This window comes from Alloyangia pacifica (assembly GCF_020524285.1).
Classification (GTDB): Bacteria; Pseudomonadota; Alphaproteobacteria; order Rhodobacterales; family Rhodobacteraceae; genus Salipiger; species Salipiger pacificus_B.
Map to the genome: position 1 here is coordinate 1 of NZ_JAIVKX010000023.1, position 20,243 is coordinate 20,243.

Below are 20,243 nucleotides of genomic sequence, written 5' to 3' on the forward strand. Positions count from 1 at the left end.
CACCGGCCCGATGCAGTCATGCGGGGCGAAGGGCCGGTGGTAGGTGTCGGCCATGGCGGCGATCTTGCGGCCCTCGGTCAGCCCGCCGGTCCAGCACAGGTCTGCCATCACCACATGCGCGGCGTCGCGGTCCATGTATTCCTTATAGGCAAAACGGGAGCCCAGCGTCTCCGAGGCGCAGGTCCAGACCGGCGTCGAGCGGGCGAATTCGGCCAGCGCCTGCGCGTTGTTCATGCGGATCGGATCCTCAAACCAGCGCGGCGCATAGGGCTCGACCGCCCGCGCGATCTCTTTCGCCGTGGGCAGGTTCCACAGCGAATGCATCTCGAGCATGATCTCCATCTTGTCGCCGACCGCCTTGCGGATCAGTTCGAAGGGCTTGATCGCGGCCTTCATCTGCTCGGCTGTGATGTACATGCCCTTGTTCTCGATCCCGGCCGGATCGAAGGGCCAGATCTTCATCGCCGAGATGCCGTTTGACAGAAGATCCTCGGCGAGTTCATCAGCGCGGTTCATGAAGGCGTCGAGATCCTCGTAGGGCGAGGGCTCGGCGTCGAGGTTCCAAGTGTCGACCGGTTTGATCTTATTGGTACGCACATAGCGAGTGCCGGCGCAGGTGTTGTAGACCCGGACCTTTTCCCAGCTCTGGCCGCCGAGGACCTTGTGGACGGGAAGGTCCGCGACCTTGCCAAAGATGTCCCAGAGCGCGATGTCCACGGCCGAAGCGGCGCGATATTCGACGCCGGTCGAAGCCTGCGCGTTGGGCAGGCTGACCATTTCCTTGTGCAGCAGTTCGATGTTCAGCGGGTCTTGACCCAACAGCCGCACTGCAAGCGTGTTGTGTATATGGGCCTCGCAGGCCTCGGCTCCGTAGAAGGTCTCGCCAAGCCCGGTGATGCCAGCGTCGGTCTCGATGTGGACCCAGAGCACGTTCGCAAATTCTTCCGCACGGAAGGTGCGGATCGCGGTGATTTTCATGATTTCCTCCAGACCCGGCGGGCCGAGCTGTCTCTCCGTGTCCCGCGCAGAGCGCATCGGCGTGATGCTTCCGTCGGGTTTCCCGGGACAAGATGTAGACAGGCTGTTAGGATATTATCAAGTTAAAATCCGTTTTCGGTGTTATCAAAATTGTGAACCTGTATGAAAGGTTGGGAAATGAGCGCACAGGAGAAGGGTCTCGTAGATCGCGTCGTCGCAGACCTTCGGGCCTATATTCGCAAGGAAAACATGAAGGTTGGAGATGCTCTGCCGAGCGAGCAGGCACTGGCGACGCAGCTAGGCGTGTCGCGTACGGTGGCGCGCGAGGCGATGCGCGCACTGGCGGCGCTTGGAGTGCTGCAGCTCGGCAATGGGCGCCGCGCCCGCGTCGCCGCGATGAATGCCGACGCGATGTCGATTCTCCTCGATCACACGGTCTATACCGGGCAGCTCTCCATCCAGCAGGTGCTCGACGTGCGCCGCACGCTCGAACTTCGCACGGTCGGGCTCGCCGCGCTGCGCCGCACGGACGAACAGGCCAAGGAGCTTCTCGAGATCGTAGACCGGATGTTCACCGCCCTGCGGACGGAGCCGACGCAGATCATGGAGCTCGACATTCGGTTTCACACGCTGATCGCCCGAGCTTCTGGCAACGCGCTCTACGAGCTTCTGGTAGACAGCTACGGGGTGATCACGAGGCAGACATGGTCGATCGGATGGCATGCACGCGCCACCGAGGCCAACCGCGAAGAGAACATTCGCTGCCACGAACGCATCGCCACCGCGATCATGATGCAGGACAGCACCAAGGCCGAAGCTGCCATGACCGAGCACTTCGAGACCGCGATTTCAGTGCTGATACGCGCAGGCGTAACCTGAAGCGCGACGTGAGCCCGGTCTTCCGGTCACTCGGTATCGAGGAGCCTGCCAACTCTTGGCGACCGCCCTTGTCTGACGTCAGGGCTTTCGCTTTCCTGGCTTAGGAACGGAGTGATGCCCGGATTGCGGTCCGGGCATCCTTTCTCATTGGGCGTCAGCGCTTCAGGCGTGGCCGAAGGTGTTGAGCGCAGCCTCACGGACCTTTTGCATCTCGGTGGCAAGATCGACCCTGCGGGCAAGGATGGCGTAGACAATCGAGGAGACCAGCAGCCCGACGATGAACGACACATCGACCCCGTGCATGCTTGCCGCGAGCGGCCCGGTGTAGATGGCCGAGCTGAAGAACGGGATCATTGCGACGAAGCCGATGGCGTAGCTCGCAATGCCGATGCCGCCCCACGCGCCGTACATTCCGCCGTCCGGGCGCATGATGTCCGTGATCGAGTAGCGCCCGCGCCGCACGAGGTAATAGTCGGTCAGGTTCACCGCAGTCCACGGGATCAGGACGTAGCCGAGAATGGCGAGGTAGGCACCGAAGGTGTTCAGCGTGTCCTGCGACATGGCTAGCGAGCAGGCGAGCGCGAGGATCATGCCGATGGAGATCGACACGGTACGCAGCCGGAGAGTGGGGCGGAGCGGGCGGAAGGCCTCGAGGCCCGAGATCAGCGCAAGGGTTCCGCTATAGGCGGTGATCGAGATGGTGATCAGGCAGCTCAATGCCGCGACAACCATGGTGAAGGCCCCGAGCCCATAGCCGAAGCTATCCCCAAGCTGGCGCACCGCGGCGATGGTGTCGAGGTCCGGGAAAGCGGCAGTTACGAAGGCGCCGATGCCCTCCAACCAGACCGCCGAAAGCGTGGTGCCGAAGAAGACCGAAGCCGAGACCTTGGCGCCGCTGGTCTTTGCCGGAAGGTAGCGGGTGTAGTCCGACACCAGCGGCGCGATGGCGAGCTGGTAGATCGCGGACACGCCGAACTGCAGAAAGAACGCATGGGTGCTGAAGCCGCCCTGCTGGAACAGCGTGTCGATCGGCAGCACGGTGACGACGGCGATGCTCAGCAGCGCGAAGTTGAGCAGGGTGAGCCAGGACGCGAATTTCTCGACCTTCATCACCAGCCGGAACCCGACAATTGCGATGAGTCCCGCCACTGCGGCGATGATGACTTGGAGCAGCGTGAAGGAGCCGATCCCGGTCACGTCGCTCACCGCGTAGGACGCGGTCTGGATCAGGAAGACCGCGAAGCCGAAGGGAGAGAGGGTGGCGGCAAGGATCGGCAGCAGCACCCCGCGGGAGCCGAATTGCACGCGCGACTGGATCATCTGGGGCAGGCCCATGACCGGGCCCTGCGCGCCGTGGAAGGCTTGGAACAATGTGCCCACCAGAGAGCCGGTGAGGATCGCGACCAGCGCCCAGCCGAGCGACAGACCGGTCGCGACGCCGACGGCGCCCGTGTAGATCGTGAGGATCTGGGCGTTGATCATGAACCAGAGTTGTACTTGAGAGCGGACGTTGCCGTGCCTTTCCTCTTCCGGGACATAGTCGAAGGATCGTGTTTCAAGCAGTGGTTCGGACATTCCTGTCTCCCTGACGAGGCCTTGTGGCGCGCTTCTTGGTGTCGGGCCGCAGCGGCCCGGATGACGCCAGAATGCTCGGAGAGCCGCAGGGAAACTTGGACTCCGCGGCCAGAGAGTCGCTCACGTCGGCCAAGGAAGGGCAGGGGAATGCGAAACGCGCCCGGCCTTGGAAGGCGGGCGCGTCACGAAGGTTGGGGCGGTTGGCGGGATCAGCCGAACATGAACACTGTGCGGCGATTGGTCGGCAGCGCGACCATCGTGTCGAAGTCGATGAAGGCGGCACTGTCCTCGATCACTTCCGGCATTTCCCAGCACTCTTCAGCCTGGGCTTCGGTCTCGAAGCTGTAGACAGAGACGGCGTCATAGGCGGGTCCATCCTCGGCCAGATAGCGTCCCTCTTTCTGGGCCGCGACCGGGAAGTGTTCATAGGCCAGCAGCCCCTTGTCCTTGATCAGCTCGACCATGCGCGGGCCGTGGCGGTCGCGGTAATAGGCAAGGAAGTCTTCCAGCGACATGCCGGGCTTGCGCTTCATGATGAAAGCGACGGTGTACATGGCGATCTCCGTATCTGTTGGTCCCGCGAAGATGCCATGTCAGGTTAGAGCATGCTCGTCTGTGACGGCCAGATAGTTGACCGAGACGGACGCCTGCCGGTCAGTGCCGGACGACGCAGACCTGACGTGGTGTCTTCCCGTAGGCCTTCTTGAATGCACGGCCGAAGTACGACAGGTCGCGGAACCCGCAGTCATAGGCGGCCTCGGTCACCGAGCGCGCGCGCCCCTCGGAGAGCATCGCATGCGCCTCGGTCAGGCGGCGATCGCGCAGCCAGTTCATCGGCGTGGTGCCCTCGGCGGCGAAGGCACGGCCCAGGGAGCGGGCGGAGATGTGCTGCGCTTGCGCAATGTCCGCGACGCCGAGATCCTCGTTCCCCATGTTCTCGATCATGAAGCGTTTGATCCGGTTCAAGGTATCGTTACGGCCCGCAATCTCGGTGCGCGGGGTCTCTTGTCCGAAGGCTCCGGCAATGAGATCCAGCGTCGGCGCGATGAACTGCTCTGGCAGGTCACCGTCGCGCGCGGTGTCGAGCAGGTTGACGATGAGGCTCTGGATCAATGCAGCCTGAGGACGGCCCGCCGACATCAGCGTACCGCCAAGGTCGCGCACGCCGAGCATCCGGGCTTCCATCATCTGTCGTGGCACGCGCAGCAGGGCCGTGCGATAGGCCCCGGGATATTCGTATTCGTAGGGTCGCGCGGAATCGTAGATCAGCACGGTCCCGGGGGCATGATGCACGGCGCGGTCGTTCTGGCGGAAATAGCCGCCTCCTTCGAGCATTACCGAGACAAAGAAGGCATCCGTGTCGCTCCGGCGCAGGTGACGCTCGCTGCGCAGGTAGCGCACGGCGTCCGAGGTGAGGGATGTCAGCTCGCTGTTGCCGCAGCGCGCGATCTCGATCTCGGCGCGAAAGCTGCGGCGGTTCGGCGCGATCCCGTCGCAATGGGCAAAGGAGGATTCAACGATATTGTGCCAGAAGTCGTACTGCATTCCGGGCGCGTGTTCGGCGGTGCTGAGGCGCTGCATTCTGATCTCCCCGGTGATGGCGGAAGGATCGGAGGGTTCTGACGCACTCGTCTGAGTTTGACGAGAGCGAACGCGGTGGGAGGCGGAAGTCGGCACCAAGGACGCACAAAAATTAGTCATGCAGCGTTCATTTTGCACGGCGGATGAGCATGTGGCGCGCTGCAGGTGCGCAGACTCGGAACGTAGCGCCAATCCGGATTGGCCGGTGAGTCCGAGAATCTGACCGTGCGCGCCGAGCCGCGGGGCATCGAAATCGGCAGGGTTGTCGCCAACGACACATCCAGACGACGGAGGTCCCATGACCCGCACTCCCGCAAACACCCTGCGCCTCGTAATGCCGCAATGGCAGGGTGGTGACGAACCGGCCTACCGCGTTGGCGCCAAGGTTCTCGGGGCGCTGCTCCCGGATGCGACCGGTCCGGTCGAGACTATCGAGGTGCCGACCGCCGAGGGCGCGGACCGCGCTCCGGTGGACGGGATCAAGTCCCGGGCAGCGCTGAAAGCGCAGCTCGACGCCGCGGTGGAGGCCATCGCCTCTCACGCCCCGGAGGCGGTACTGACGGTGGGCGGCGACTGCCTCGTCGACCTCGCGCCCATCGCCTACCTTTCTGAGAAATACGGCGATGATCTCGCGGTGATCTGGGTCGATGCGCATCCGGACGTGATGAACAAAAGCCAGTTCAGCCACGCCCACGCTCACGTTCTCGCCATGCTTCTCGGTGACGGCGACGCGGACTTCACCGCCTGCGTGACACGCCCGGTCGATCCTGCCCGCGTGCTCTATGTCGGCGTCAACGACGTGATGGAAGGCGAGCAGGCCTATCTCGCCGAGCGCGGTATGCGCAGCATCGACCCGAGCGAATTCCGCGCCGACCCGCAGGCCGTGCTCGAATGGCTGAAGGCCAGCGGAGCGACGAAGGTGGCGGTCCACTTCGATCTCGACGTGCTCTCACCTGCGGGTCGCGACTACCTCCTTTTTAACAACCCGCACGCGCCCGCTGGCGCATTCGACGGCATCGCCACGGGCAAGCTCGAACTGCCCGAGATTGTCGACATGCTGCGCGGCGTCGCGGCGCAGGTCGACATGGTCGGCCTTGCCATTACCGAGTTCCTTCCCTGGGCCATGATCGACCTGTCCAAAGCGCTCGCCGAGCTGCCGCTGGTCGGGAAGGAGGCGACATGAGCGCACCCATCCTGAGTGCCCGCGGGCTGAAGAAAAGCTATGGCGGTGTGCGTGCTCTGCGGGGCATGGACATCGACCTCGCCGAAGGCGAGATCCACGGTCTCTGCGGCGAGAATGGCGCAGGCAAGAGCACTCTTGTGAAGATCCTCGGCGGGCTGGTCGAGCCCGACGAGGGAGAGCTCGGCATCGGCGGGATGCAGGTCGAACTCGGCACGCCGGTCGATCCGGCGCTGCTGTCCATCGTTCATCAGGAACTGTCGATCATCCCCCACCTGTCGGTGCTCGACAACGTGATGCTGGGCGCTCGCGATGTAGGCCGGATCTACCGCCGCGGCCCGTTCCGCGCCCATGTCCGGCAGGTGCTGGATTCGGTCGGGCTGGAGCATGTCTCGCTCGATGTGCAGGCCGAGACGCTGCCGCTGGCCGAGCGCCAGCTGATCGAGATCGCGCGAGGCATTGCCCGTGGCGCCCGCGTGCTTCTCCTCGACGAGCCAACCGCCACGCTGTCGGATGGCGAGATCGAGAAGGTCTTTGCCGTGATGCGTCGGCTCAAGGCCGAGCAGGGCACGACTATTGTCATCATCTCGCACCGTCTCAACGAGATCTTCGCGCTGACCGACCGTGTCACCGTGCTGCGTTCCGGCCAGCACGTGATGACTGCGAACACTGCCGAGCTGACCAACGCCCGGCTCGTTGAGGCGATGATCGGACACGAGCTGCAGACCGGAGAGATCGCGCCGAGCCAAGCCCGCGAGGGTGTTGCGCCGCGCCTGTCGCTCACCGGCTGGAGTCTTCCTGGACGCTTCGCATCTCTCGAGCTCGACGTGCAGCCGGGGCAGATCGTCTCGCTGGTCGGCCAGCTCGGCTCGGGGGCGGACACGCTGCTCGAAAGCCTTGCCGGACTGCATCCGGCGCGGGGCGCGCTGTCGCTCGACGGCAAAGCCGCGACGCCGCGCGGGATCGCCGAGGCCTATGCCGCAGGGATCGCCTATGTTTCCGAGGATCGCGCCAAGCGCGGGGTCTTCCTCGAGGCGGCCATCGGGACCAACCTCGTGAGCCAGATCCTCGACCGGGTGTCGCGCAATGGTTGGATGGTGAGCTCTGATGTCCGCGAGCGCGCGACGCAGCTGGCGCAGAACTTTGCCATCGACCCGGCGCGCCTGCCGCATGACGTCTCCACCTTGTCGGGCGGGAACCAGCAGAAGGTCTCGCTGGGCAAAGCCGCGGCGCTCGGTCCACGGCTTCTGCTGCTGAACGAGCCGACCCGCGGCGTCGACATCGGTGCGCGTGCCGAGATCTACGCGCAGCTGCGGCGGCTGGCCGAGGCCGACGGGCTCACCATCCTCTTCTACTCCACTGATCTCGAGGAGGTGCTCGATGCCTCGGACCGAATTGTGACCTTCTATCGCGGTGCCATGGTTCGGGACGCGCTGCGCCCACAGATGGATGCCGACGCGATCCTGCACGACATCCTGCATGGTCCCGACACCCCAAATACGGAGGCAGCGGCATGAGCGCAGCAACCCTTTCCCGGACCTCTGGCTTTGGAGGCCTTTTCGCCCCCGCGCGTGTGCAGGCCACAGTGATCCAGATCGCCACGGTGGTGATGTTTCTGGCGGCTTGTGCCTTCATCGAGAACTTCGCCAGCGCCTCGAACATCTCTTCGATCCTCTACGCGGCCTCGACCGTGGGGATTGCGGCGGTCGGACTGGCCAGCGTCACGATCAGCGGCAACCTCTTTGCGTTGTCGCTCGGCAGCACGGCGGCCTTCGCATCGATCGTTTACATTGCGGCCTCCGGCTGGGGCGTGCTGCCCGCGCTGGCGGCGAGCGTTGCGCTGGGTCTGGTCTTCGGGCTGCTGCAGGGCCTTGTCGTGGGCTGGCTGCGCTGCAACGCGATCATCTCGACAATCGCCGCAGGCTCGCTGATCGCGGGTCTGGCGACCTGGGTCTCCGACGGGCGCACCGTGCTGGCGGAGGGTGGGCCAAGCTGGCTGGGCAGCGGCACCCTCATTCCGGGCGTGCCGTGGCAGGCGGTGCTTTTTCTGCTCATCGTGATCGTGGGCGAGGTGCTGATGCAGCGCACCCGCGCCGGATGGGAGCTGCGTCTGCGTGGCACCAACCCCGACGCCGCGGAACTGGCCGGTCTGCGGGTCACCCGCATGGTCGTGCTGTCTTACGTTCTGGCCGGTGCCGGCGCGGCCATTGCCGGAGCGCTGATCGCGGCGCAGTCCGGGACGGGCAACTTGCGGGTCGGCGCGGACCTCGACTTCAGCGCCATCGCGGCAATGCTGGTCGGCGGTGTCGCCATCGGCGGCGGTCGCGGTCGGATCATCGACGTGGCCTCGGGCACGCTGTTCCTTGCCGTGCTCACCAACATCCTGCTCGTCAACAATTTCGCCTACGAGGTGCAGCTCATGGTCAAAGGGCTCGCCGTTCTGGTGGCGGTCACAGCCGGCGCCCTGCTGGCCCGCAAGAAACGTTGAGAAGGGAGAGCTTCATGAAAACGCTTGCCGAAAACCCGCTTCTCGCCCTGCGCTGGCTGCTACTGCTTGGCATGGCAGTGATCTTCACCGCCGCCAACAGCTACTTCCCCGCGGCGGGCAATATCTTTGCTCTCGGCGAGAGTTTCGCGCTGCTGGGTCTTGTCGCGCTCGGGCTGGCCCTGACGATACTGGCGGGGGAGTTCGACCTCTCGGGCGGCGCGATGGTCGCGGTCTCGGGCCTCATCATGCTGAAATGCGGAGCCGACAATGCCGTTCTGGGGCTGCTTGCCGCGCTCGCTTTCGGCGGGTTGGTCGGGCTCTTCAATGGCATCGTGACGCTGAAGCTTGGTGTTTCGTCGCTGGTCACCACGCTGGGCGTGATGATCCTGCTCTCGGGCTTCGCCGTCTGGCTTGAGGGCGGTCAGGCCATCAACTTCGAGAACTACGACCTCACCGACGCCTTCAACATGGACTGGTTCGGCGTCCTCTCACCACGCTCGGTCATCACCATCGTGCTCTTCGTGGTCACGGGGCTGATGTTGGCCTTCACGCGAATGGGGCGGGACATCATTGCCGCCGGCAGCCACCGCAAGGCCGCGGGCATGGCCGGGGCGGACGTGCGCGGCGCGGTGGTCACGACCTTCGTGCTGAGCGGGCTCTTCGCCGCACTGGCGGGCGCTCTGCTGGCGATCACGCTGGGCCGCGCCTCGTCGACCTTTGGCGCGAACCTGCTGCTGCAGGGTGCTTCGGCGGCGATCCTCGGAGGCGTGGCGCTCTCCGGGGGTGTCGGGCGCCCCTTCGGCGTCGCCATCGGGGTGCTGGTGCTGGCCGTTCTGAACAACGGGTTGGGGCTGATTGGTGCCAGCTCCCCCGCGATCCTGCTGCTGAATGGTGGCGTGCTGCTGATCGCGGTCCTTGCCGGGGGCGCACCCGCCACCTGGCTCCGGGCCAGACTGGCCTGAAATTTCCAACAGAATAACCAACAGGAAGGACTACCCAATGAACATCATCCGATCGACTTTCGGCGCACTGCTCGCCGGCTCGCTCCTCGCCTCCGCAAGTGTCGCCGCAGAGGGCGCGCAGGCTGGCAAGAAGGTCATCTTCCTCGGCGCAGACGATATCTGCGAGTATTGCGCCGTCTACAACGACCAGATCCGCAAGCTGGCCGCCGAGAAGGGCATCGACCTTGAAGTCGTGACCAACAAGTTCGACCCGGCACAACAGGCGACGCAGGTCGATCAGGCGATCGCCAAGCGCCCCGATGCCATCCTGCTGTGGACCATCGACGGCACCGCGCTCTTCCCGGCGATGCGCAAGGTTCAGCGCGCCGACATCCCGCTGCTGCTGACCGACGTGCAGCCCGACAAGGCGCGCGAGGACCTCTGGGTGCAATACACCGGGGGCAACTACGAGGAACAAGGCTCGAAGTCGGCACAGCTTCTGATCAACGCGCTGGAGGCGAAGGGCAAACCGCTGGAAGGTGGCGTGATCATGATCACCGGCATCGTGGGTCAGGCGCAGACCATTTCGATGACCAAAGGCTTCACCGAAACGCTGGCAGATCTGGCGCCCAATCTCGAGATCCTCGGTGCGCAGCCGGGAAATTGGGACACTGGAACTTCGACACAGGCCGCGGCTGGCCTCTTTACCAAGTACGGTGATGAGATCGTCGGCGTCTATGCCGCAGAAGACATCATGATGCAGGGTGTTCTGATCGCCGCGGAGCGTGCCGGGCTCGACCCCACCGAGATGGCGATGGTCGGCGGCGGCTGCGAGCCGGTCGGCATCAAGAACATCAAAGCGGGCCTTCAGTACGGCACCGTCCTGCAATCGCCGGTCGACGAGGCGACCTATGCGGTGCAGAGCATCGTCGATCTTTTCAACGGTGCCGAGATGTCCAAATCCGTCTACGTGCCGCACCCGATGGTCACGGCCGAAAACGTTGACGAGGTCTGCCAGCCCTGGCCGACCAACTAAGGCGGCTGCTCCCTCATGCCGGCCGGAGGGCAGCACCTTGTGTGCTGCCCTTTTGCTTTTCTCGCGGCGGCAGGGGGCAATTCGATCCTCGGCTACGGAGCAGGCAAACCTTGATCAAACTCGCAAACAAGACCTATCTAGGGGCCTGATCCGGAAGCCGCCATTGGCCTGACCGCGTCCCCATCCTGTCGGCCAGGAAATCAACCAAGGCCCGCACCCGGGCGGGGATCGGGTCCCCGCCGACGAATAAGGCGTGAACTTCATGGCCTTCGTCGATGGTGTCGCCCGGGAGCACTTCACGCAGGCGGCCAGCTGCCAGGTCGTCTTCCACGGCGAAGCGTGCCACGCGCGCAATTCCGAGGCCGGAAACCGCCAGCATTCCGAGCGCTTCGCCGCTATTTGCGGTGAACCTGCCGCTGACGTGCACCTCGGTTCGCCTGCCTTGGCTGCGAAAGGGCCAACGGGCTCGGGTTGGATCGAAGTTGAACAGCAGGCAGTCGTGGCTCCGCAGGTCCTCGGGCTTTGCCGGCGTCCCCCTTGCGTCCAGATAAGAGGGGGCGGCGACCACGACCATCGGCTCTTCTCCCAATTTGCGGGCGATCAGCCCGCTGTCCGGAAGGCGTCCGAACCGGATTGCGACATCCGTGGCGCCCCGAGCGGGGTCTTCCGTCAGGTCGGTCAGCGTCAGGTCGATGTCGACCGCCGGGTAGAGCCGGGCAAATTCCTCCAGTTGAGGCACGATCCGCAGCCGGCCATGCGAGACGGCCGCCGACACCCTAAGCAGGCCAGAGGGCGCCAGTCCCGCGGTGATCTCATCCTCCGCCCGGTCAAGCTCGGCGAGGATCTTGCGCGCGAGGACGGCGTAGCGCTGCCCCTCCTGTGTGAGCTTGAGAGATCGCGTGGAGCGGGTGAGTAGGCGCACCCCCAGCCTGGCCTCACACCTGTCTAGCGTGCGGCTTATGCCTGAAGGGGTCATGCCGAGGCGCCGCGCGGCGCCGGAAAAGCTGCCTTCCTCGAGGCTTGCGAGAAAGGCTTCCATTTCCCCGAAGCGGTCAGATTGCGAGGTCATCTTTGCCCATGCCTCAAAAATGAAGTGCTGCGACAAGCTCTAATCCCGGGGCCCGAGTTCGTCCAGTTTGCCGTGAACGCAGACATCGGGTGTCAGGCCGACACCCAGAGACATACGAAAGACGACAGAATGAAGATAAATCCTGCCCTTGCGGCACTCTCTCTCGGCTCATTCGCGATCGGATTGACGGAATTCTCTCCCATGGGCCTTCTGCCCGTGATCGCGAACGACCTTGAAATTTCCATCCCCACCGCGGGTCTGATCGTGACGGCCTATGCCTTCGGCGTGATGGTCTTTGCGCCGATTGTCACGCTCGCGGCGGGCCGTATGGCGCGCAACCGATTGCTGATCCTGCTGGCCGTTATCCTTGCCGCGGGCAACGTTATGGCCGCGGTTGCGCCGAGCTATGAGGTCCTGCTCGCAGCGCGGGTCATGACGGCTCTCTGCCAGGGCACGTTCTTCGGTGTCGGCTCCATCGTGGCCGCTGGCCTCGTCGCGCCGGGCCGCCAGGCGGGCGCCGTGGCGGCGGTCTTCATGGGCCTTACCGTGGCGAACGTCGCCGGGGTTCCCGCGCTGACCTACCTCGGCGATCTGGCCGGCTGGCGCGTGCCCTTCATGTTCATCGCCGCCCTGGGGCTCGCCACGGCCTTCGCCTTGATGAAAGCGCTGCCGCATCTTCGGTCCTCTGGCGACACCAACGCCAAGGCCGAGATCCGGGTCATGTTGCGCCGGCCCGTGCTCGCTGCCCTGGGCATGACGGTGCTGACCTCGACCGGTCAGTTCACCGTCTTCACCTATATCGCTCCGATGTTGCAAGACGGGGTCGGCGCCTCTGCCGCCCTGGTGACGATTGCGCTGATCGTCGTTGGCCTGGGCATGACGGTGGGCAATCATTTCGGCGGGATCGCTGCGGACAAGTCACTGCGCGGCACCTTGATCGGCACGCTTGTGGCCCTAATCGTGCTTCTTGGCGCCATGTCAGTGCTTCACACCAACCTGATCGCCATGCTGGTGTTGCTGTTTATCTGGGGCGGGCTTTGCTTTGCCTTGGTGCCGACGATGCAGATGCGGGTGATGGGCGCGGCGCAAGACGCCCCGAGCCTCGCCTCTTCGGTCAACATCGGTGCTTTCAACCTAGGCAATGGTCTTGGTGCCGTGGTCGGCGGTGCGGTGATCCGGGCGGGGTATGACTACGCCGCGGTGCCGCTGGCCAGCGCGGTCGTTTTCGCCATTCCCCTCGTCCTCGTGCTCCTTCAGGGGCGCCGCGGGATGGAGGCCGTAGGCGCCTGACCAGGGTGTCCGCGAGATGAGACGGTCGAGGCTCCGCTGTGGAGAGGAGGGTGTCGACCTCCCAATCAAGAGCGCGGCTAAAGACTGGAAATCAGGCCTCCGCCGGTGTGGCGGCGGCCTGTTGTTCAGTGAAGCCACGTCCGACAGCGCGCCAGGCGAGGCCCGAAAGCGCGACCGCTATGATGCCCGCGATCACGAAAGGCAGTTGGAGGGCAAGCGGACGTGCCAACGATGGCTCCGCGAGTTTGACAATCCATCCGGAAAGCGCCAGCCCTACCGGCATCATGCCCCAAGACGTCAGCCGGTAGAGCGATGTCACCCGTCCAAGAATTTCGTCGGGCACCATCCGCTGCCGGAACGCGGCCGAAACGGAATCCCAGGTCACGCCGAAAAGGCCGAAGCCCGCGAGCAGAAGTGCGAGCGACACAGGCCCCGGCATCAGAGGGACGAACAGGAAGCTGGCCGAGCCTAGCAGGAGCGCCCATTGGGCGGTGCGTCCCCGACCGAAACGCATTGCGAGCCGTCCACCCGCCAGGCCCCCCGCGATCCCGCCGACCGCGGCGGCGGCAAGCACGGCCCCATAGGCGCGCGCGCCGGTGCCCAGATTTTCCTGCATGTGCAGCACCAGCGCGATCATCATCATCTGGTGGCACATGTTCCAAAGGCCGGTAAGCAACGCCAACATGCGCAGCATCGGGGCCCGCAGGAGGAAGCCAAGGCCCTCACGGAACTCGCGCTTCCAGTTCCGGTTGGCGTATTGCGCTCCACGCGAAGCGAGCGGGATGCGCGACACGAGCATGACGGCACAGGCGTAGGCCAGCATGTTGAAGACGAAGGGCACTGCCAAGGCCTCTGCGATCAGGAAGGCGCCAAGCGCGGGTCCGGCCAGAGAATTTGCGGTAAGCTCCGCGCTCCACAGCCTGCCATTGGCCATCTCGAGATCTGCGGCGGGCACGATGGATGGCAGGACAGTCTGGGCAGCATTGTCGCGAAAGACCTCTGCCGCGCCGATCATCAGGGCGCAGCCGGCGAGGATGGCAAAGAGCAGCGCATCGGCGACGCCTGTCTCCGGCGGCGGGGCCAGCGGCGCGGCGCGGGAGATCGCCAGGGCCGCGACCGCGAACGCTGCGGCGCGCAGCACGTCGGCCCCGAGGATCAGCGATCTGCGGCTGACCCTGTCGGTGATAATCCCGGCGGGAATGGCGAAGATCGCCCAGGGCAAGCGCAGCGCCACGGGGATCATTGCGACAAGCAATGGGTCACGGGTCAGCAGTGTGCCAATCCAGGCCCAGACCACCACCGCTACCCCATCCCCAAGGTTGCTGAGGCCGCTTGCGGCGATGAAACGGTTCAGGGTGGATCGGTTCGCAGCGCTGGTCATGATCTTTTGTCCCAACAAGGAGCAGGCGCGCGTCATCTGGGAAGCTACGCAATGAGTTGTATGCGGTTTCTCTATCCAGTGGCCCGAGGATGCGCTACTCGGGAATAATAATCGGACGATAGGTGAACTATCATGCAATCCCCTGGCCGAGTAGCGCAGCCCTCGCTCACCGCGCTGCGCGCTTTCGATCAGACCGCGCGCCATGGCAGCTTTGCCGAAGCGGCGCGGGCGCTGAATGTCACGCAGGCGGCGGTGGCGCAGCAGGTCCGCGCGCTCGAGGCCGATCTTGGCGTGCCCCTTGCCCGGCGAGCGGGCCGCCGGGTCGAGTTGACCGAGACTGGCCGCCGTTTCGCGACTGCCCTGGCCGAGGGATTCGACGCGATCAGGTGGGCTGTTGCGGATATGCGCGCGGAACAGGCGGCGCTGCCGGTCCGTCTGGGAACGACAATCTATCTGTCGCAAACCGTCATCCTCCCGCGGTTGCATGAGTTCTGGCACCAGCATCCCGGCGTAAGTGTCTCGGTGCAGCCTTCGCCGGACGTGGCGGCGCTGCAGAGCGAGCAGCTCGACCTTGCGATCTGCGCGGGCCGCACGAAGCCTGACTGGCCGGGGTATGACATGGAGCTCCTGCTGGAATGCTCTCTGCTGCCGGTCGCCGCGCCGCGGCTTCTGCAAGATCGTCGCGCGCCGGGCGATCTGCCTTGGGTCTGGACGGCGGGTGACGCGGGCGAGGAGACGCTGCTTCGGGAGATGGGGCTCGACCCGGCCGCGCTGCGAAACGTCGATTTGGGGTCACCCTTCCTTCAGCTTTCTGCGGTGCAACAGGGGCTGGGTGCGGCTTTCGTGCCGGAAATCATCATCGGCAGCGAGCTTGCGGAGGGGCGCCTTAGAGTGCTTCCGCGGCCCCAGGGTCTGGAGGGATGGGGCACTCGCTATTATCTCGCGATCCCGTCGGGACCGCTCCGGAGCAATGTCCGGTTGTTCGTTGACTGGCTGCGCAAGACGCTTCCCAGCAGGTGAGGAGGCCGCTTGACGAGCCCCCGTGTTTATCTGACGGAGCGGACCGCGCGCGGATTGGGAGGAGCGGCCTCTCGGCCGCTCCGATTTCGTTTCAGGTGTCCCGGTTGCAGTAGTCGATCGCCGTCTTCACCAGAATACGGCTGTGCGCTTCCATATCGTCAATGCTCATGAACTCGTCGGCAAAGGCGCTGCGGATGCCGTTCGGATGGCCCGGTCCGAAGAGAACGCAGGGGATACCGAACTTCCACAGGTGCGATGTGTCGTCGCCCGAGTAGGAGCCCGGGTTATGCACGCCCACCAGTTCGGGGGGCTCGCCCATGATCTGTGTGCGGTTTTCGACTACTAGCTGGACGATCTCCTCCTCGGCATCGATCTCGTAGGGCTCGTGGCCTTTGGTCAGGCCGGTCCCGAAAAAGGCGGGCGCTGGGATGTCGATCTTGTATTCAAGTTCGGGGTCGTCCGACGCGACCTTGTCGATGGCACGCTTGAGATCTGCGGTGACGGACTCGATTGTCTGGCCCGGCAGGAAGCGCACGTCGCACAGGATGGTGGCATAGTCCGAAACGTAGTTCGGCCCCTTGAGATTGTAGTCCGTGCCGCGCCCGGCAATCACCGCGCCAACGTGGATGCAGGGGATATCGGGCAGGTCCGCGCGCGGCTCATAGGTGAACTCGATGGCGTCGATCGCCGGGATCACCTTGAGCATCTTCTGGATCGCGTCCACTGCGTTGTGCTTGTACATGATGTGCTCGGTCTTGCCTGTGATCGACACGCCGAAGATCGCGGTGCCGACGTTCATGGTCAGCACATTCCATGTTCCGAAGGGTTCGCAGCAGATCGCGGCATCGGTGCGGTAGCCGGTTTTCAGCAGCTCTTCCATGCCGTATCCGCCCTGAAGCTCGCCGCAGACCAGCGCCACTACGAGATCACCCTTGAGCTTGACGCCAGACTTGCGGATTGCCTCCGCCGCTTCGATCAGAGCCGCATCGGGGCCCTTCATGTTGATGATACCCGCACCGTAGAGCTTATCTCCGTCTATATGCGGTTCGAAGGGATCCCGGCTCCAGCCGAATGTGGTGACAGGGTCGGTGTCGAGGTGGCCGTTGAGCATCAGACTGCGCCCGCCGCCGGTGCCCTTGAGCGTGGCGACAACCTGCGCAAGGCCATGATCCAGCTCGTGCAACCAAACCTCGTATCCGCGTGCGCGGAACCATTCGGCCATTTTGTATGCGAGCGCCGCCTCGGCGCCCTTCACGCTGTTGCTGCGCACCATGTCGCAGGCGATATCGACCATCTCTGCACGGTCGACATGCTCGAGCGCTTTGGTCGTATCCGCATCGAAAGTCTTGGTGATGGGGGAGTTCATCTTCGTTTCCTCATCTGGTTGAAAGTCATGCCGCCGCCGTGCCGCAAACAGGGAACACGGCCCGGCAGCGGCACTTACTGCACCCTTAGGGTGCTCGACGCCGAAATCAGGTCGCGCACGTAGCCGTGGGCAGGACGCAGGAAGATTTCCTCCGTCGGGCCTGTTTCGACGATCCGACCTTGCAGCATCACCGCCACGCGGTCGGCGATGTATCGAACGACACCAAGGTCATGGGTGACGAAGAGGATCGTCATCCGGTGCCGCTCGCGCAAATCGAGCATGAGTTCGAGGATCGCCTTCTGCACCGAGACGTCGAGAGCAGAGGTCGGCTCGTCGAGGATCATGATCGACGGATCCTGTGCCAGCGCGCGGGCGATGCTGACGCGCTGGCGCTCGCCACCCGAAAGTTGGCCAGGGCGACGGGAGAGGTAGGTTTCTGGCAGCTGCACGTCGCGCAGGAGGGCGCGGGCCCGGCCATCGCGCTCGGTACGTGGAACCCCACGGAGCTTCAGCGTGCGCTTCAGCATCCAGCCGATGCTGCGCGCCGGATTGAGGGTGCTGGTCGGATCCTGGAAGACCATTGCAATGCTTGCGCTGCGCGGGCGGGCAGGGCGGATATCGATGGAATCGGGCCGGTCTGGCGCGTGCAATCCGGTGAGCACCCGGCTGAGTGTGGTCTTGCCCGAGCCGCTTTCCCCGACAAGGGCGAGGATTTCTCCCTCGCGCAGCTCGAAAGACACCTTATCGAGCCCTTTCACCTGCCGCCCGCGGGAGCCACGGAAGGTGACGTCTAGGTCACTGACCTGCAGAACTTGCCGAGGCGTGGGCGCCTCTCCGACAGGCGCGCGAGTGCGTCCCCCGTGTGCTAGGTCTCCCTTGGGGATCGCGTCAATCAGCTTCCGGGTATAGGCGTGGCGTGGCGCTCCGAAGACTGCGCGGCTCGGGCCTTCCTCCACCAACTCACCCCTGAGCATCACCATCACTCGGTCGGCGTGGCGCGAGACCAGCCCGAGGTTGTGGCTGATCAGAATGATCGCTGTGCCGGTTTCGGCGCGCAGCCGATCTATCAGTTCGAGGATTGCGCGCTCAGTGCGCACGTCGAGACCGGTGGTCGGCTCGTCCATGATGATCACGTCGGGCTCGTTGGCCAAAGCCATGGCGATTACCACCCGCTGCAGTTGTCCGCCCGACAGCTGGTGCGGGTATCGCGTGCCAATGCGCTCGGGTTCCGGCAGGCGGACTTGGCGGAAGATTGCGATGGCGCGCTTGGCGGCCGCGTCCGGATCTCTCGAACTGCCGCGAATTGCCTCGCGTAGCTGTGCGCCGACGGTCATCAGAGGGTTCAGCGCAGTCATCGGGCTCTGATAAACCATCGAGATCCGCCGGCCCCACCATTTCCGTCGCTCAGTCGCACTGGCCTGGCTGGTCTCACGACCGGCGATCGACAGGCGCTCGTAGGTCAGGCGGGCCGTGGCGGGCAGGTAGCCGATGAGCGCAAGGCCCAGTGTTGACTTGCCCGAACCGGATTCACCGACAATGGCAAGGCATTCGCCCCTGGCCAGCCGCAGGGACACGTTCTTGACGGCCATCGGCCCGGAGGTGCCGTAGCGAACCGTCAAGTCGTTCACTTGGACCACTCGGGTCGCGTCGAGGGTTTGGGACAACACGTTCATGTGGTGAGCTCGTCGATCAGGATGTTGACGCAAAGTACGAGGAGGACGATCGCAGCGGTCGGGCCGATCGCTAGCCAAGGCGCAGTGGTGAGAAAGCCATTGGCCTCGCTTATCATCAGGCCCCAATCCGGGGTCGGCGGCTGCACTCCAAGCCCGAGAAAGCCGAGAGCCGCGAGGTTGAGCAGTGTGTAACTGACCCGGATTCCAGCCTCGACGCCGAGCACCGGCATCATGTTCGGCAGCATCTCGTAGAACATGATGCCCAAGGCGCGCTCGTTGCGAAGACGGGCAGCGTCGACGAAGGGCAGATGGGCGACCTGCATGGCGGCGGTGCGGGCAACGCGCGACACTGGCGGGACGAACATCACCGTGATCGCCAGGACCAGAACGTCGAGGCCGCTGCCGAAAACCGCAAGAACGAGAAGTGCGATTAACAACGAGGGCAGTGCCAGCAGAACGTCCATGACGCGCATCAGGACGAGGTCGACCGTTCCGCCGCAATAACCGCAGACCAGTCCGATCAGCGTTCCGAGGGTCATTGCGCTGAGCGTACAGATCGCGGTCAGCGTCAGTGTCGTGCGGCCACCGGTCAACACGCGGGTCAGGATATCCCGTCCAAAGAGATCGGTGCCCAGCCAATGCGCGACAGACGGGCCCTTCAGGGCTTCGGCAGGAGCGATGTTGAAGGCATCGTAGGGGGAAACCGAAGGCCCGATCGCAATCATTGCGACGAGGACCAGCAGCAGGCCGAGGGCGATCTGGGCGGCGGGGCTTAGGCGCCGGAAGGCCGGGAAGACCGGGAGCGGGAGCCGTGGCTTTCGAAGGGTCTCAGCGACCATGCGGTACACTCCTCAGTCGGGGGTCGAGGCTGATGATGACGAGATCGGCGACGAGGTTGCCGAGGCAGACGACCACGGCCACCGCAAGCACCGCCGCTTGCAGCAATGCGATGTCGCGGTTCTGCACGGCGAAGACGATCAGGCTGCCCAAGCCCTGGAAGGAAAACAGCGTCTCGACCACAGCGAGGCTGCCGAACATCCAGCCGAAGTTGAGCCCGACGGCGCTGATCGCCGGCGGCACAGCGTTGGGAAAGACATGACGCAGCACGACGCGTCGCTCGGCAATACCCTTGAGCCGGGCGGTGCGCACGAAGTCGCGGCGCAGCGTCGTCACCGTGCCCGACCGCATGAGCCTTCCAACCTGCGCCAGCATGAGCAAGGTCAGGGTGAGCACTGGCAGCACTAGAACCACCGGCTCTGCCAAGGGGGAGGCGTCGGTTATGCTGGCGGCGGGCACGAGGTGTAGAATGTCGGCCAGAACCGTGATCAGCAGCACGCCCACCACGAACTCGGGAACCGAGATGCCAAGCAACCCGACGACGGTCATAAGGTGATCAGGCAAACGGTTGCGGAACAGCCCCGACAATGTGCCCATCAGCAGCGCGCAAGGTACGCTCAGCAGCATCGCGGCAATGGTCAGGATCGCGCTCTGTTGCAGCCGCTGGAGCACGATCGGACCGATCGGGCCGTTAAAGCTCGTCGAGACGCCGAAATCCCCCTGCACGGCTCCGACGAGCCAGCGCAGATAGCGCAGGGCGAGCGGCTGATCGAGGCCCAGCTGCGCGCGCAGCGCAGCCAGGTTCTCGTCGTTGGCGTAGAGGTTTAACCGCATCTGCGCGGCGTCATTTGGCAGGAACGATCCCATCACGAAGATGAGGAGCGAGATTGCCAGGAGTGTGCCGAAAAGAAAGGCCAACCGTGACAGGAGGAACCGCGACATAAGAACG

General features: G+C 64.5%; 18 protein-coding genes. 8 read left to right on the plus strand and 10 right to left on the minus strand.

Translation table 11 applies throughout. From position 1 onward, the window contains the following. Nucleotides 1-978: mandelate racemase/muconate lactonizing enzyme family protein (locus tag LC039_RS24590; RefSeq protein ID WP_226629148.1), on the minus strand; the 978-nt coding region annotated here is incomplete at its 3' end. Nucleotides 979-1,155: 177 nt separating this feature from the next. On the opposite strand from LC039_RS24590, the gene LC039_RS24595 reads away from it, so the two are divergent. Next, nucleotides 1,156-1,857 (plus strand): FadR/GntR family transcriptional regulator, encoded by a 702-nt coding sequence (locus tag LC039_RS24595; RefSeq protein ID WP_066108998.1) that lies wholly within the window; start codon nt 1,156-1,158, stop codon nt 1,855-1,857. A 162-nt stretch (nt 1,858-2,019) separates the two neighbouring features. Here LC039_RS24595 and LC039_RS24600 read toward each other — a convergent pair whose 3' ends face one another. The 3 genes from LC039_RS24600 to LC039_RS24610 all read right to left on the minus strand — a co-directional run bounded on the left by LC039_RS24600 (nt 2,020) and on the right by LC039_RS24610 (nt 5,013). Beyond that, nucleotides 2,020-3,432 (minus strand): purine-cytosine permease family protein, encoded by a 1,413-nt coding sequence (locus LC039_RS24600; RefSeq protein WP_226629150.1) that lies wholly within the window; start codon nt 3,430-3,432, stop codon nt 2,020-2,022. Nucleotides 3,433-3,641: 209 nt separating this feature from the next. Continuing rightward, the gene (locus LC039_RS24605) at nt 3,642-3,986 is read right to left on the minus strand and encodes an EthD domain-containing protein (protein WP_066109004.1); all 345 of its coding nucleotides are present in this window, start codon (nt 3,984-3,986) and stop codon (nt 3,642-3,644) included. A gap of 100 nt (nt 3,987-4,086) precedes the next feature. Next, nucleotides 4,087-5,013 (minus strand): helix-turn-helix domain-containing protein, encoded by a 927-nt coding sequence (locus LC039_RS24610; protein WP_226629152.1) that lies wholly within the window; start codon nt 5,011-5,013, stop codon nt 4,087-4,089. A gap of 298 nt (nt 5,014-5,311) precedes the next feature. On the opposite strand from LC039_RS24610, the gene LC039_RS24615 reads away from it, so the two are divergent. Genes LC039_RS24615 through LC039_RS24635 form a run of 5 tightly spaced genes read left to right on the plus strand, consistent with a single transcriptional unit; the run spans nt 5,312 to nt 10,658 of the window. Continuing rightward, nucleotides 5,312-6,196 carry an arginase family protein gene (locus tag LC039_RS24615; protein WP_226629153.1) on the plus strand — a complete coding sequence of 295 codons (885 nt, stop codon included), beginning with the start codon at nt 5,312-5,314 and terminating at the stop codon, nt 6,194-6,196. Beyond that, nucleotides 6,193-7,710, plus strand: coding sequence for a sugar ABC transporter ATP-binding protein (locus LC039_RS24620; protein WP_226629156.1), 1,518 nt, complete (start codon nt 6,193-6,195; stop codon nt 7,708-7,710). The genes LC039_RS24615 and LC039_RS24620 overlap by 4 nt, the downstream gene beginning before the upstream one ends. Further along, nucleotides 7,707-8,681 carry an ABC transporter permease gene (locus LC039_RS24625; protein ID WP_226629158.1) on the plus strand — a complete coding sequence of 325 codons (975 nt, stop codon included), beginning with the start codon at nt 7,707-7,709 and terminating at the stop codon, nt 8,679-8,681. Before LC039_RS24620 ends, LC039_RS24625 begins: the two co-directional genes overlap by 4 nt. Nucleotides 8,682-8,695: 14 nt before the next feature. Further along, nucleotides 8,696-9,643, plus strand: coding sequence for an ABC transporter permease (locus LC039_RS24630; protein ID WP_226629160.1), 948 nt, complete (start codon nt 8,696-8,698; stop codon nt 9,641-9,643). Between the two features lie 37 nt (nt 9,644-9,680). Continuing rightward, nucleotides 9,681-10,658 carry a sugar ABC transporter substrate-binding protein gene (locus LC039_RS24635; protein ID WP_083191340.1) on the plus strand — a complete coding sequence of 326 codons (978 nt, stop codon included), beginning with the start codon at nt 9,681-9,683 and terminating at the stop codon, nt 10,656-10,658. Between the two features lie 133 nt (nt 10,659-10,791). Here LC039_RS24635 and LC039_RS24640 read toward each other — a convergent pair whose 3' ends face one another. Then, complete coding sequence (locus LC039_RS24640) at nt 10,792-11,763, minus strand: LysR family transcriptional regulator (RefSeq protein ID WP_226629161.1); 972 nt, start codon at nt 11,761-11,763, stop codon at nt 10,792-10,794. Between the two features lie 93 nt (nt 11,764-11,856). Here LC039_RS24640 and LC039_RS24645 point away from each other — a divergent pair, with 93 nt between their 5' ends. After that, complete coding sequence (locus LC039_RS24645) at nt 11,857-13,017, plus strand: MFS transporter (RefSeq protein ID WP_226629162.1); 1,161 nt, start codon at nt 11,857-11,859, stop codon at nt 13,015-13,017. Between the two features lie 91 nt (nt 13,018-13,108). On the opposite strand, the gene LC039_RS24650 is transcribed toward LC039_RS24645, so the two are convergent. After that, nucleotides 13,109-14,398, minus strand: coding sequence for an MFS transporter (locus LC039_RS24650; RefSeq protein WP_226629163.1), 1,290 nt, complete (start codon nt 14,396-14,398; stop codon nt 13,109-13,111). Nucleotides 14,399-14,530: 132 nt separating this feature from the next. On the opposite strand from LC039_RS24650, the gene LC039_RS24655 reads away from it, so the two are divergent. Then, the gene (locus LC039_RS24655; protein ID WP_226629164.1) at nt 14,531-15,418 is read left to right on the plus strand and encodes a LysR family transcriptional regulator; all 888 of its coding nucleotides are present in this window, start codon (nt 14,531-14,533) and stop codon (nt 15,416-15,418) included. A 91-nt stretch (nt 15,419-15,509) separates the two neighbouring features. On the opposite strand, the gene LC039_RS24660 is transcribed toward LC039_RS24655, so the two are convergent. The 4 genes from LC039_RS24660 to LC039_RS24675 all read right to left on the minus strand — a co-directional run bounded on the left by LC039_RS24660 (nt 15,510) and on the right by LC039_RS24675 (nt 20,236). Beyond that, nucleotides 15,510-16,784 (minus strand): M20 family metallopeptidase, encoded by a 1,275-nt coding sequence (locus LC039_RS24660; RefSeq protein WP_226629165.1) that lies wholly within the window; start codon nt 16,782-16,784, stop codon nt 15,510-15,512. Between the two features lie 74 nt (nt 16,785-16,858). Beyond that, nucleotides 16,859-18,457 carry an ATP-binding cassette domain-containing protein gene (locus LC039_RS24665; RefSeq protein WP_226629166.1) on the minus strand — a complete coding sequence of 533 codons (1,599 nt, stop codon included), beginning with the start codon at nt 18,455-18,457 and terminating at the stop codon, nt 16,859-16,861. Further along, the gene (locus LC039_RS24670) at nt 18,454-19,296 is read right to left on the minus strand and encodes an ABC transporter permease (RefSeq protein ID WP_083191341.1); all 843 of its coding nucleotides are present in this window, start codon (nt 19,294-19,296) and stop codon (nt 18,454-18,456) included. Before LC039_RS24670 ends, LC039_RS24665 begins: the two co-directional genes overlap by 4 nt. Next, on the minus strand, nt 19,286-20,236 hold the full coding sequence (locus LC039_RS24675) for an ABC transporter permease (protein ID WP_066109038.1): 951 nt from the start codon (nt 20,234-20,236) through the stop codon (nt 19,286-19,288). Before LC039_RS24675 ends, LC039_RS24670 begins: the two co-directional genes overlap by 11 nt. Between the last annotated feature and the right edge of the window lie 7 nt (nt 20,237-20,243).